Annotated in this window: 13 protein-coding genes and 1 pseudogene; 1 reads left to right on the plus strand and 13 read right to left on the minus strand. The window is 47.2% G+C overall.

Annotated elements, in window-relative coordinates:
- Window positions 1–14 precede the first annotated feature (14 nt).
- From rlmH to leuS, 6 genes are all read right to left on the minus strand, one after another.
- Window positions 15–485 (minus strand): 23S rRNA (pseudouridine(1915)-N(3))-methyltransferase RlmH, encoded by a 471-nt coding sequence (gene rlmH / locus L5M11_RS01975; RefSeq protein WP_006082752.1) that lies wholly within the window; start codon window positions 483–485, stop codon window positions 15–17.
- Window positions 485–814, minus strand: coding sequence for a ribosome silencing factor (rsfS, locus tag L5M11_RS01980; RefSeq protein WP_006082751.1), 330 nt, complete (start codon window positions 812–814; stop codon window positions 485–487). The genes rlmH and rsfS overlap by 1 nt, the downstream gene beginning before the upstream one ends.
- 107 nt (window positions 815–921) lie before the next feature.
- Window positions 922–1,572: a nicotinate-nucleotide adenylyltransferase gene (gene nadD, locus L5M11_RS01985; RefSeq protein ID WP_263191214.1), complete on the minus strand. Its 651-nt coding sequence runs from the start codon at window positions 1,570–1,572 to the stop codon at window positions 922–924.
- A 24-nt stretch (window positions 1,573–1,596) separates the two neighbouring features.
- Window positions 1,597–2,628: a DNA polymerase III subunit delta gene (holA, locus tag L5M11_RS01990; protein ID WP_263166984.1), complete on the minus strand. Its 1,032-nt coding sequence runs from the start codon at window positions 2,626–2,628 to the stop codon at window positions 1,597–1,599.
- Window positions 2,629–2,645: 17 nt separating this feature from the next.
- Window positions 2,646–3,140 (minus strand): LPS assembly lipoprotein LptE, encoded by a 495-nt coding sequence (gene lptE, locus L5M11_RS01995; protein ID WP_263183436.1) that lies wholly within the window; start codon window positions 3,138–3,140, stop codon window positions 2,646–2,648.
- A gap of 100 nt (window positions 3,141–3,240) precedes the next feature.
- On the minus strand, window positions 3,241–5,820 hold the full coding sequence (leuS, locus tag L5M11_RS02000; protein ID WP_263191303.1) for a leucine--tRNA ligase: 2,580 nt from the start codon (window positions 5,818–5,820) through the stop codon (window positions 3,241–3,243).
- A gap of 121 nt (window positions 5,821–5,941) precedes the next feature.
- Between leuS and L5M11_RS02005 the strand changes: the two genes are divergently transcribed.
- The gene (locus L5M11_RS02005; RefSeq protein ID WP_028761474.1) at window positions 5,942–6,442 is read left to right on the plus strand and encodes a zinc ribbon-containing protein; all 501 of its coding nucleotides are present in this window, start codon (window positions 5,942–5,944) and stop codon (window positions 6,440–6,442) included.
- A gap of 100 nt (window positions 6,443–6,542) precedes the next feature.
- Here the strand turns inward: L5M11_RS02005 and L5M11_RS02010 are convergent.
- From L5M11_RS02010 to miaB, 7 genes and pseudogenes are all read right to left on the minus strand, one after another.
- Window positions 6,543–7,202 (minus strand): annotated as a pseudogene (locus tag L5M11_RS02010) (class I SAM-dependent methyltransferase).
- A 188-nt stretch (window positions 7,203–7,390) separates the two neighbouring features.
- Complete coding sequence (locus L5M11_RS02015; RefSeq protein WP_219254910.1) at window positions 7,391–7,894, minus strand: type II secretion system protein; 504 nt, start codon at window positions 7,892–7,894, stop codon at window positions 7,391–7,393.
- A 10-nt stretch (window positions 7,895–7,904) separates the two neighbouring features.
- Window positions 7,905–9,479, minus strand: a complete 1,575-nt coding sequence (gene lnt, locus L5M11_RS02020; RefSeq protein ID WP_263191216.1) for an apolipoprotein N-acyltransferase — start codon at window positions 9,477–9,479, stop codon at window positions 7,905–7,907.
- 6 nt (window positions 9,480–9,485) lie between these two features.
- Window positions 9,486–10,361, minus strand: coding sequence for a CNNM family magnesium/cobalt transport protein CorC (gene corC / locus L5M11_RS02025; protein ID WP_006082742.1), 876 nt, complete (start codon window positions 10,359–10,361; stop codon window positions 9,486–9,488).
- A gap of 40 nt (window positions 10,362–10,401) precedes the next feature.
- On the minus strand, window positions 10,402–10,863 hold the full coding sequence (ybeY, locus tag L5M11_RS02030) for an rRNA maturation RNase YbeY (RefSeq protein WP_263191217.1): 462 nt from the start codon (window positions 10,861–10,863) through the stop codon (window positions 10,402–10,404).
- A complete protein-coding gene (locus tag L5M11_RS02035; RefSeq protein WP_028761469.1) occupies window positions 10,853–11,902 on the minus strand; it encodes a PhoH family protein in 1,050 nt (349 codons plus the stop codon). Before L5M11_RS02035 ends, ybeY begins: the two co-directional genes overlap by 11 nt.
- A 214-nt stretch (window positions 11,903–12,116) precedes the next feature.
- Window positions 12,117–13,541 carry a tRNA (N6-isopentenyl adenosine(37)-C2)-methylthiotransferase MiaB gene (gene miaB / locus L5M11_RS02040; protein ID WP_006082739.1) on the minus strand — a complete coding sequence of 475 codons (1,425 nt, stop codon included), beginning with the start codon at window positions 13,539–13,541 and terminating at the stop codon, window positions 12,117–12,119.
- Window positions 13,542–13,660 lie beyond the last annotated feature (119 nt).

Here is a 13,660-nt window from a genome sequence, read left to right on the forward strand (position 1 = left end):
ACATCAAGATCCCGCTATTCTCTATGGTAGGGGTGATTCGTGTTCACGCTCCACGCGCGGTACAAACTTTCGGCAACCACCACCCGTACGAGTGGGTGAGGTAAGGTTAATGCCGAAAGACACCAACTTTGGTTTGCCGCTTCTTTGCAAGCTGGCGCTAATCCTTCAGGTCCACCAATCAGTAAACTGACGTCGCGACCATCGAGTTGCCATTTAGTCAGCGCGGTCGCTAGCTCGGGGGTCGTCCAGTTTTTGCCGGGGAGATCTAAGCTAACAATATGATTGCCTTTGGGAATGGCCGCCAACATTTGTTCGCCTTCTTTTTGAAGTATCCGGACAATGTCGGCATTTTTCCCCCGCTTTCCAGCGGGTATTTCGATAAGCTCCAGCGCCATATCACGGGGAAAACGGCGCTGGTATTCTTCGAAACCACGGGTAACCCAATCGGGCATCCGTGTTCCTACTGCGATGAGCTGTAACTTCATCAGTCTTGCTTTTCTGACCAGAGCTTTTCAAGCTGGTAGAAATCACGGGTTTGATCTTGCATAACGTGCAGGATCACATCGCCCATGTCCACAAGAACCCATTCGCTGCTTTCGCGGCCTTCAACACCTAAAGGTGGAATACCGGCTTTTTTCGCTTCAACCACAAGGTTTTCAGCGATAGCTTTAACGTGAGTCTTTGATGTACCTGAACATATGACCATGTAGTCAGTGATGTTAGATTGCTTGCTGACATCCAGAACAACAACGTCTCTGGCTTTCAAGTCGTCGATCTTGTCGACAACAAACTGTTTTAATTCCGCGCTCTGCACGCTGGCGTACCTCATTAATTTTAAATAGCGCGGTAGTATACCAGTGTTGCTGCTGGGAATACATTGTCATTGGCAGTTGAGTTGGCGATATCTGCTTACGGTTCGAGCTAAGGTAAGTAAAGTCGTTGATTTTTGATGTAATCTAGCGTGACGGGCATGAGTAAATCGGCGGGTATTTCGCCTTTTGCCAGTTGTTCACGAATGAGCGTCGAGGAAATATCCTGTGGCGTAATTGTAACAGGGAAAATCTGCCCACTGTTTTTATGGACACTGCGAGTATGCCCTTCCAGTGCCCCTTGGGGCGCTTGACAGCGGGCCGTCAATATCTGCTGCATAGGATGTTCTGCATCGAGCTGCCAACCCGGGCGCTGGCAGACAACGAGATGGGCAAAGTCGAACAGGCGTTGCCACTCATACCAGCTTTTTAATTGGAGGAAAGAGTCCATCCCCATGATAAAAAACAGCTCGTCTTCCGAATGTAAGGCTTTCAGTTGCTCAAGCGTGACAACTGTGTAGGAAGGCGTGTCGCGTTTAGCTTCGATGTCGCACAGTGCAAATCCGTCGAGTTGCTGACAGACATCAGCTACCATTTTGAGGCGCTGTGTTGTGGTTAAGTTCGGCTGCTGTTTATGGGGCGGAATATGGTTCGGCATCAGTAGGATTTTATCCAAGGCTAATGCTTGCTTCACTTCAATCGCAGGACGGATATGACCATAGTGTATCGGGTCAAAGGTGCCGCCTAATATACCAATACGCATATCAACTCTTTGGTTAATCAATGATTAGTCTATGGCTATATGTGCTAGGTGCCGATGGGCTCTAGGATCAAATAACAGACACAGGTGGCTCAGACCAGTCCAATCCTCTTTACCCTGCTGCTTTAAGTTGAGCTCAAGTTTCGAGGCAAGGGCGAGCATATGTTCGAGTTGTTCAAGGCTGAGTCGTTGCAGCGCCGCTTGATACAGTGGTTTACGTTTATCCCAAATTCGATGTTTACCCCAGAGTGCACTGAGCGCAACGCCTTGGGCTTGCTCGCATTTCAAATTGAATAACAAACCGAGTTCTTTAAACAAGGCCCACAGCAGGATAGGTAAGGCAGTGCCTTCGCCATTGAGCTGGGCTAGCATGTGCTGCGCGCTATCCTGTTTATTATTCAGCAATGCATCCGTGAGTTGGAATACGGTGAAGCGCGACTGATCTTCAAAATAGTGGCCCAGTTCGTCGGCACTGACGGGTTTTGTTGGGCTCAGGAGTTGCAGCAACTGCATGGCTTGATCGGCGGCCAGTAAATTCCCTTCATACAGAGAATGCAGCATAGCACGGGCATCAGGCTGCAGATTGAGCTTAAAGTGCTTGATGCGGCCATCGAGCCAGCGCATAAACTGCTCGCCCTCTGGCGTAGCGCAGGGCAGATACATGCCATGGGCATCTAAGGTCTTAAACCATTTACTGTTGGTTTGCTCTGTGGCGAGCTTTGGCCCTTCGATAATCAACAGCATATCGGGATTGGGCGTCTGCAATAGGGCTTGCAGTGTGCTTGAGCCTTCGGCACCGGGCTTAGCTTGGGGAAGGGTTAGCTCAATCAAGCGTTTACTGGAAAACAGGCTCATGGCCTGCCATTCCTGAGTCAGATCGTTCCAATTAAAGCCCGTCTCTTGAATGAGTTGGACTTTTTCATCGAATCCCTGACGCTTGGCGAATTGGCGGATCTGATCTTTGGTGGTTTCAATCAACCAAGGATCATCCCCAAAAATCAGATAACAAGGAAATAACTGGTTAAGGTGGCGGGAGAGTTGGTCTGGATAGACTCTCATTTAATGATAGCCCCGCATTAATTCACCTCAGTACTGGCCATTGCTTGCAGAATACGATCGGCAGCTTGGATACGCATTTCCTTCGTCAGCAATTCCATTTCACGGCTCTTTGCCAATGCGGTACGTGGATCGTCTAAGTAGTCGCGGCGAATTTCAACCTTGAAAGGCTGCGCTTCTTTACCTGGCAGTGCCACAGCAAATTCGACTAAATAAATCAGCTCATACTCGGCGACGTTACCTGTGGGATACAAAGATAAGGTCGAGCGTTCAAGGGAGTCGGTGATTAATCTTAATACTGGAACATTCTCTGCGGCGTCGACAACTTGGATATTGTTCAAGCGCAGGCGTTCACGCACCAAACGAGTGAGTTCACTGTATTCATCCACACTGCTCAAACTCAAATGATTGAGGGCATCAGGGATCTGATAACTGCGTTGAAGCTTAAAACCGCAACCAGCGCTGGTCATAATGACTAGTGCCATGATTGCGAAGCATATGCGTTTGATTAGCATAGATTTCGCGGTTTCCTATTCGTGGTATACCCTGCTGACTTGAAGTTGCAGCTATGCTGCAACTTCATTGGCTTTGAGTATAGCGAGTTATTAGCAGCCGTTAATTGGCCACTATGCTGAGCAGTTTGCCCGGCACATAGATCACTTTACGTACTGTCAGACCGTCTAGGTATTTGATCACGTGTTCATCACTCATGCCTAAGGCTTCTACTGATTCTTTATCAGCGTCGGCGGCTACTGTGATTTTTGCGCGAACTTTACCGTTGACTTGCACAACGATGAGCTTGCTGTCTTCAACTAGCGCAGCTTCATCAACGATTGGCCATTGGCTGTCTTCGATGTTGCTTGCATTACCTAACTCGTTCCACAGGTTAAAGCTCACATGCGGAATGATAGGGTACAGCAAACGTACGATGGCGGATAAGGCTTCGCCGATAATGGCGTTGTCTTGGCCTATGGTTTGTGGTGCTTTTTGCAGATGGTTCATCAGTTCCATCACGGCGGCAACCGCAGTGTTGAACATTTGACGGCGGCCGATATCGTCGGTCACTTTCGCGATCGTCTTGTGGACTTCACGGCGCAGCGCTTTTTGGTCGCTTGTTAACTTGCTGACATCTAAGGCTTCGCTGTTATCTTGGTTCACATGCTCGTTTGCAAGTTTCCACAGACGTTTAATGAAGCGGTGTGCGCCTTCAACGCCAGACTCTTGCCATTCCAGAGTTAATTCTGGTGGTGAGGCGAACATCATAAATAGGCGAACCGTATCTGCACCGTATTTTTCGACCATGACTTGAGGATCGATACCATTGTTTTTCGACTTAGACATCTTGCACATGCCGGTATAAACCAGCTCGTTGCCGTCTTTGTCGATAGCCTTAGTAATACGGCCCTTGTCGTCTTTTTCTGTAGTCGCTACATCTAAAGGCGAAACCCATACACGGGCGCCTTTTTCGTTGATGTAGTAGAAAGCATCGGCCAACACCATGCCTTGGGTCAGCAGTTGTTTGGCTGGCTCGTTAGAGTTAACCAGACCCGCATCCCGCAGTAATTTGTGGAAGAAGCGGAAATATAACAAATGCATACAAGCGTGTTCGATACCGCCAATGTATTGATCCACAGGTAGCCAGTAGTTGGCTTTAGCGGGATCTAACATTTCGTCTGCATGCGGGCTGCAGTAACGGGCATAATACCAAGAGGATTCCATAAAGGTATCGAAGGTATCGGTTTCGCGCAGCGCATCTTGACCGTTGACTTGGGTTTTGGCCCATTCTTTATCGGCCTTGATTGGGCTTTGAATACCGTCCATCACGACATCTTCTGGCAGTAATACTGGCAGTTGATCTGCAGGCGTTGGGATCACAGTGCCGTCGGCTAAGGTCACCATAGGAATTGGCGCGCCCCAGTAACGCTGACGTGAAACACCCCAATCGCGCAGACGATAGTTGACTTGGCGCTTGCCTTTACCTTCGGCGACTAACTTGTTAGCGATGGCATTAAAGCCCGCTTCAAAGTCTAAACCGTCGAACTCACCCGAGTTAAACAGTACGCCTTTTTCGGTATAAGCGGTTTCGCTAATGTCCACTTCGCCATCAACAGGCTTGATCACAGCTTCAATCGCTAGACCGTATTTTTTTGCAAATTCAAAGTCACGTTGGTCGTGCCCAGGAACTGACATTACGGCACCTGTGCCATAGTTCATCAACACAAAGTTAGCTGCCCAAATTGGGACTTGCTTACCAGTGATAGGATGAATGGCGAAAAGCCCTGTAGCGACACCACGTTTTTCCATGGTCGCGAGTTCGGCTTCAGATGTTGTGCTGTTTTTGCACTCATCGATAAAGGCGGCAAGCTCAGGATTGGTTTGCGCGGCGATTTCAGCTAATGGATGACCTGCGGCAATCGCCACATAGGTCACGCCCATTAAGGTATCTGGACGCGTGGTATAGATATCGAAGCTTTTATCGTGACCTGCGACGCCGAAGGTCATTTCTACACCTTCGCTGCGACCAATCCAGTTGCGCTGCATGGTCTTAACCTGTTCAGGCCAGCCATCTAAGGTATCGATATCGTTTAATAATTCTTCTGCATAGGCAGTGATCTTAATAAACCACTGTGGAATTTCTTTTTGTTCCACAGGGGTATCACAGCGCCAGCAGCAACCGTCTTGAACTTGCTCGTTCGCCAGTACGGTTTCATCGTTTGGACACCAGTTGACTGAAGCTGTCTTTTTGTAGACTAGGCCTTTCTCGTACAACTTAGTGAAGAACCATTGTTCCCAGCGATAATATTCAGGGGTACAAGTGGCGATTTCACGGCTCCAATCGTAACCAAAACCCAGCAATTTCAGCTGGTTCTTCATGTATTCTATGTTTTCATAGGTCCATGGTGCAGGCGCAGTCTTGTTGTTAATTGCGGCATTTTCTGCGGGTAGGCCAAATGAGTCCCAACCAATAGGCTGGAGCACGTTTTTGCCTTGAAGACGTTGAAAGCGTGCAACTACGTCACCTATGGTATAGTTGCGTACGTGTCCCATGTGGAGTCTGCCAGAAGGGTACGGAAACATCGAAAGGCAATAAAACTTTTCTTTGTTTGCGTCTTCAGTGACTTCGAAGGTTTTGTTGTCATGCCAGTGCTTTTGCACTAAGGCTTCAATTTCTGAGGGATTATATTGCTCTTGCATCACTCTATTTCCGGCAGTGCCGCCTATTATTGGATCTAACGCCATATCAGCGCGAGTAAGATCTGCATAGAATAAACTAGAAGCGATGCATTAAAAAGGTTCGTATGAAGGAGTATTGGTTATGAATGATAGAAGTAACGCGTTACTAGGACTGTATCAAGCCTTAATTACCGAAGTGAAATCTCAATTTGCAGAAGATAACACTATGACTGTAAAGAATTTATTCAATTCTGTCACTCAAGGTAAGGAGTATTTACGTCTTAAAGAACAGGCAGGGGAAGATGAACTCGCTTTAGTCGAACAATTCTTAAAGCGTGATATTACGAGTTTTCTCCGTGAGCAGAACGCGGATAGTTTGAGTCATAGCCCAACCGTGATTACTTTAGAGAATACGCTTTGGCATTGGCTCAGTGAAATCACCGACCGCAGCCAAGTCGAATGGCATGAGTTAACGCAAGATTTTAAGCACCAAGGCTACTACAAGAGTGGTGATATTGTGAATCAGGGCATCATGGTGTGCACTAACTGTGGCAATGAAATGAGTATTGAATTTCCAAGTCCCATCCCAGATTGTCCAGAGTGTGATCATGAAGAATTTACTCGCGAGCCGCTAACGCCTTAATCAAGGTGGTGATGTTATGCAGCTAAAACGACGCCTCAGCGTCGTTTTTTTTGAGTTCTATTAGACCTAAATTGCTCATATTTGCATTAATTAGGCTGTATCAACTGTTGGTACGAGAGTAGTTGAGGATTTGACCGCCAAAGGGCGCTAATAAAAATTCAGTGTGAATGGGTTTATGTTGTGAGTGTTCGTAACCTAAGGTCACCATACGTTTACTGAATTTTGCATGATTACCACGGCCTGGATCGACTAAGACTACATCACAAATTGGTTTAGCATGCTGCTCAATAAATTGTGATAAGAGATCGGCATGTTCTTGTTCGTACAAGAGATCGCTGCCGATAATGAGATCAAATAAACCTAAATTAGTTTGTGCATCTGCCCACCCAGTTCGAACAAATGGAATCGCACGACCATGATTTAAATCGACATTCTACTTAAGGAAATTCTCTGACTCGGGATGATAGTCGGTTGCTGTGATGTCGGCATGTCTGTGGTTTAGCACTAGACTTGCCAGCCCTATACCGCAGCCAACTTCAAGAATGCGTTTATTATCAATTTGATAATCGGCCATATGATGGGACAGCACTTGGCTAGACGGCCAAACTATGCCAAATAATGGCCAAGTTGCGGAGGAAATACCGAGCTTTTCAGCTTCGCCATCTAGGTCTTCAAATTCTTGGTTATTTCTTAGGGTTCTGACATGAATGTCGAGATCCCCAAATTCGTGGGTTTGGTAGCGCACGCGAAGCTGTGCCATAGAGTTGCCTTGACTGTGTACCTTGGTTAAGGAACGAGGTAATGGTACCAATCATATTGGCTATGCAGACACAGTTACTGTGATTGGTATAAGGCCACGTCTAATCGTTCACCTTAACGTGGAACGCGCAATCAGCCTAATGTATTCGCAGACAATTGCGGGATAACACAGGTTAACTGAGTGTCAGCCTAACAACCTTGGGTGTTGATATCATATTGCGGCGGAGTGCTGGCATCGCTGGCTTGGGTGTAGCGGAAATAGCATTGGTCATCATTCACTAAGGAATTGTTGTTAAGATCGTAGCCTATATAAGTGATATCAATACCTTGATATTGAATGATAAGTTTATCATCTGAGGTGATCCATTTTTCCACATCAGTATTATCGAGGTAACCCCATTTTAAGCGTGTATCTGGAGTGCCATCACCATTGAGGTCGATATCAATAATATCATCGCGCCCAGCTACCGCTTGGCTCAGTAGGCTAGGCATTTGGGTTTTTGAGTAAGCTAGCATATTGGCTGTTTTAACGCTGGTCTGTACTTGGCTTAATGTTTGTACCCGCGCTTCTTTACTTAAACCGATAAATTTAGGCGCGGCGATCACAGCCAAGATCCCAAGCACAATAATCACCACGACAAGTTCAATTAGGGTAAAACCTGCCACATCTTGTTTATTGACTTGGTAATGCATAGCCTAAATCCTATTGCGCTTTAAAACGTCGGGCAAGACCGAGCAGAACGATTAAACCACAGAGTATCAGAAGGGGTATTTGGCCTAATTTTGCAAACCAAGTTTGCCCTGTGACTAATGGAATGGTTGCACTTAGCACGCCTATTTCAAACTGTGGCAATGACGCTGTTATATTGCCACGCTCATCGACTATGGCTGTCACGCCATTATTGGTTGAGCGTAATAGAGGCCGACCCAATTCAACCGCGCGCATTTGAGCGATTTCCATATGCTGTAATGGCCCATTTGAGCTACCAAACCATGCATCGTTAGAGACAGTTAATAGTATATCTGTCCCTTGATTAACGTTGTCGCGCAACTGTTCTGGAAAGGCTATTTCATAACAAATCGCGGGCGCGATTTTATGGCCTAGTGCGCTGAGGTTCGGCTGTTGATATTCGCCTCGTGTAAAGGACGACATGGGCAAATTAAAGAAAGGTGCTATCGGGCGCAGCAGCGCTTCAAAGGGGACAAACTCGCCAATTGGCAACAGATGGTGTTTCTTAAATTGATTGCTGCCATCGCCCTCATAGTCAGGGCCTGCTTGTTGTTTCTGATTATGATTACCAAGCACAATCAATGAATTATAGAACTCATTGTTTTGATGGCTGATAATACCAGTGATAATTGAGGTATGGTTTAGATTGGCGACTTTATTGGCGTTATCTAAAAAGTCCTGCACCATAGATTCTGGCGCTGGAATTGCCGCTTCTGGCCAAATAATGATATCGGCATCCAGATGTTCGCGGGATAAATCCATGTATTTTAACAGCGTCGGCCACAGGGCATCGGGTTCCCACTTCATGCTTTGGGGAATATTGCCTTGCACCAGTGCCACTTTAACATTTTCACCCGTAGGATGAATGTCCCAAAGTTTAGGCGCAGCCCACACGGCCAGAATACTGAGCGGCAGTAAAAGCAGTAAGCTCTTATAACGCTTAGTAAAACAAAGCGCTAATGCACCAGCGAGCATGGCCAATACAAAACTTATTCCTAGTGTGCCTATGATACTGGCAAGGGGTTTTAGCGGCCCTTGAGTTTGCGAGTAACCCGCCCATAACCAAGGGAAGCCTGTCATTACCCAGCCTCGAGTCCATTCGGTCAAGGTCCATAACGCGGGGAATAGGGCGAGATTACGCCAAAGACCAAATCGAGTTTCACCATCATGGCTCAGCGTTTTAGTTAACCAAACCAGCGCCAAACCAGTTAGCGCGGGATACAAGGCTAAATACAAGGCTAACAAGGCCATTAACCCAACGGAGGCAATGAGCGGCATACCACCAAAGGTATCCATGCTCACGTGAACCCAGCTGATCCCTACGGCAAAACAGCCAAATCCAAAGCTTAACCAATAGTAAAAGCTTGCCTTAGCGCTCAGCGTTCGGCTGTGCCAGAGGGCAATCGCCATGGCAAACGGATAGATTATCCAAATGGAATAGGGCGCAAATGAAAGCGCCGTACTGGCGCCAAGGGCAAATGCCAGTACGAGTCTCAAAGCACTAGGTTGGGACTGTTGTTGGGCAAAAGCCCGGATTTTTTTTAGCACGAGTGATTATTCTACGTCTTCGCCAGTATTAGGATCGGGGAGTTTAACTCTGAGTTGGATTAAACGCCTAGTATCAGCATTGATGACTTTAAATTCTATGCCTTCAATGATGATGCTCTCGTTACGTTCTGGCAGGTGGCCAAAGGCGTGTGAGACTAAGCCACCGACGGTATCAAACTCTTCATCGCTGAATTCAGTGTTGAATTCTTCGTTGAAATCTTCGATTGGCGTCAAAGCTTTAACCATATAAACCGTGTTACCGACTTTGCGGATCTCGGTTTCTTCAGTGCTATCGTGGTCGAATTCGTCTTCAATCTCGCCGACAATTTCTTCAAGAATATCTTCGATAGTCACAAGACCCGATACACCGCCGTACTCGTCAACCACAATCGCCATATGGTAGCGTTGAGAGCGGAATTCTTTTAGCAGAACATCGACGCGTTTGCTTTCGGGCACAACCACGGCGGGACGGATCACGCGATCCAGTGAGAAGGGCTCATCACTGTTGGAGAAACCGTAAGGGATCAAATCTTTGGCAAGCAATATGCCTTCGATATGGTCTTTATCTTCGTTAACGACGGGGAAGCGCGAGTGACCTGAACCAATCACAGTCGCAAGTAACTCTTCGACCGAGTTGTCTATCTGGAGGGCGACAATTTGAGCTCTTGGGATCATGATATCCCGAACACGCATATCAGAAACGTCTAATACACCTTTTATCATCTCGCGGGTGTCTTGGGTGATCAAATCGCGCTGCTCGGCACCATCAATCACATCGACTAGATCTTCGCGATTTTGAGGTTCGCCCTGAAATAGCTGACTTACTCTATCAAACCAACCTTTCTTGTGGGCGTTCGTACTAGGGGGGATATCGTCACTCATAGTTTTCTCATTAGCTTTTGATAGGGATTATCTTAGCTAATTATTGTTCCTTATATGGGTCAGTAAAACCGAAGCTTTCAATGAGTTGAGTCTCTAATGACTCCATCTCTTCGGCTTCTTCATCGTCGATGTGATCATACCCTAGCAGATGCAAGCAACCATGTACAACCATGTGTGCCCAGTGCGCTTCTAGTGGTTTTTGTTGTTCACGGGCTTCATTTTCAACGACTGCCGCGCAAATGACAAGATCTCCGAGTAAAGGAAGTTCAATTTCTGGTGGTGCTTCAAAGGGAAATGACAGTACATTGGTCGGTTTGTCTTTACCGCGATAGGTATTGTTGAGCATTTGGCTCTCACGGCTATCGACGATACGTATGGTTAATTCAGCTTCATCCATGCTATTGCCAATTGCGGTAGTGGCCCAAAGGGCGAATTGTTCGTCCGTTGGTAGCCACTCACTGGTGCTGGCATGTTGAATATCTAAGGCTAACTCAAGACTCATGTGTTGCGGCTTCCTGCTGTTGCTTTTGGTACTGGCTTTCTTTTTTGGCTTTTAAGGTTTGCTCTTTTAACTCGAAGGCTTCATAGGCTTCAACGATACGGGCAACCACAGGATGGCGCACTACATCTTGGGAGACAAAAAAGTTAAAGCTGATTTCTTCGACTTGGCTTAACACTTCAATCGCGTGACGTAGCCCTGACTTTTGATGTTTAGGTAAGTCGGTTTGAGTGATATCGCCTGTGATCACCGCACGGGAATTGAAACCGATACGGGTAAGGAACATCTTCATCTGCTCGATTGTGGTGTTTTGGCTTTCATCGAGAATAATAAAGGCATCGTTCAAGGTACGACCGCGCATATAGGCAAGCGGTGCCACTTCTATTACATTTTTCTCGATGAGGCGTTCCACTTTTTCAAAGCCAAGCATTTCGAACAACGCATCGTAGAGCGGACGCAAATAGGGGTCGACCTTTTGGCTGAGATCGCCAGGTAAGAAACCGAGTTTTTCACCCGCTTCCACCGCAGGGCGAGTCAGCAGAATGCGGCGCACTTCTTGGCGCTCTAACGCATCTACTGCCGCTGCTACGGCAAGGTAGGTTTTGCCCGTTCCCGCAGGGCCGATACCGAAGGTAATATCGTGACGCGTAATATTGGCTACATACAAGCTTTGATTCGGATTGCGTGGCTTAATGACACCGCGGCGGGTTTTGATATTAATACCGCTGTCGTCGTTAGCGTCTGCTTGCTCTAGGGCAATGGCCGCTTGAATAGCGATATGGACTTGCTCAGGCTCAAGATCGGGCGTGCTGCCTTTAACCGTTTGGGTCTCGATGTAGAGTTCTTTGAGTAAGTTGTTGGCGCTTAAACAATTGCGTGGCAGTCCGGTGATCTGGAAATGATTGTTCTTACGGACGATTTCAACGCCAACGCGACGTTCTATCTGCTTGATATTGTCATCGAATGGACCGCACAGTGAAGCCAAACGGCGTGTTTCTGCGGGTTCGAGATACAGATTCATGGTAGTTAATTTACTGGACAAATAGCACTCCCAATAGCGAATAAGAAAGCAAGGTACGAGGTTGGTTAACCATCGCAAGATAATTTTAGTTTACGAGCCATAGCCGATAATTGCTAACGGAAAATAACAATTGCCTCGGTAGACTTAAACAAAAGTGCGTGAAAGCAAAAGGGCGACTAAGTCGCCCTTCTTTATATAGGTACTGATATCGGTACTGTTTAAGCCGATTTAACGCTTATGGCTTAAATTGAGTCACACCCAGTTCATCATCTTGTTTACGCTTGGCCAGAATTTCAGCAGGGCGCAGGCTACGACGTAGATCCATTTCATCTTCGCCGCGGATAAAGACACCGCGCAGTGAGTTAGTGTAAACGTCGACAATTTCGACATCCACGAAAGTACCAATGTGTTTTGGTTGACCTTCGAAGTTCACCACTCGGTTGTTCTCAGTACGGCCGCGCAGTTCCATAGGATTTTTCACCGATGGTCCTTCAACCAGAATACGTTGCACTGTGCCCATCATGTGGCGGCTGTAGCGCATGGCTTGCTGGGTGATGCGGTCTTGCAGAATCGCCAGACGTTGTTTTTTCTCTTCCATATCGACGTTATCGGGTAAATCTGCCGCTGGCGTGCCCGGACGTGCGCTATAGATAAAGCTGAAGCTGTGGTCGAAACCTATGTCTTCAATCAACTTCATGGTATCGGCAAAGTCTTCTTTGGTTTCGCCAGGGAAGCCAATGATAAAGTCCGAGCTGATTTGAATCCCTTCACGGGCTTTACGCAGGCGGCGGATGATTGACTTATATTCAATCGCCATATGGCCGCGTTTCATCGCCGTGAGAATGCGGTCAGAACCCGATTGCACCGGCAAGTGCAAGAAGCTTACAAGCTCAGGGGTATCTTCGTAAACGTCGATGATATCTTGTGTAAATTCAATCGGATGACTGGTCGTGAAGCGGATACGGTCGATACCGTCGATGGCTGCCACGAAGCGCAGTAACTCCGCAAAAGTACAAATTGCGCCATCGTGAGTTGCGCCGCGATAGGCATTCACGTTTTGGCCGAGCAAGTTTACTTCGCGCACACCTTGCTCTGCCAATTGGGCGATTTCAAGGATAATATCGTCCGATGGACGGCTGACTTCTTCGCCGCGAGTATAAGGTACAACACAGAACGAGCAGTATTTGCTGCAACCTTCCATGATAGACACAAACGCGGTTGGGCCTTCGGCGCGTGGCTCTGGCAGACGGTCGAATTTTTCGATTTCAGGGAAGCTGATATCGATAACCGCTTTGTCGCCACGGCGCACTTGCTCGATCATCTCGGGCAGACGGTGCAAGGTTTGTGGTCCGAAAATAATGTCGACACATTGGGCTCTGTCTTTAATGGCTTTGCCTTCTTGTGAGGCAACGCAGCCGCCCACGCCAATAATCAAATTGGGATTTTTATCTTTAAGCGTCTTCCAGCGTCCTAGCTGATGGAACACTTTTTCTTGCGCTTTTTCGCGGATAGAACAAGTGTTGAGCAGGAGAATATCTGCCTCAGACGCTTCTTCAGTCAAGGTATAACCTTGGTATTCGCCTAACAGATCAGCCATCTTGGATGAGTCATACTCATTCATTTGACAGCCCCAAGTCTTGATATGGAGTTTCTTACTCATCAGTTGTGTCGCCCTAAGATGACCAATAAAAATAGCGCGACATTTTACCTGCTGTTACGGCTGCTGACCAGCTTTGTCCACACTTTTAGCTGTTGGCTTTTGCCAAGGGCGATACCCTC

Source organism: Shewanella sp. SM87 (genome assembly GCF_025653705.1).
Taxonomy (GTDB): Bacteria; Pseudomonadota; Gammaproteobacteria; order Enterobacterales; family Shewanellaceae; genus Shewanella; species Shewanella oncorhynchi.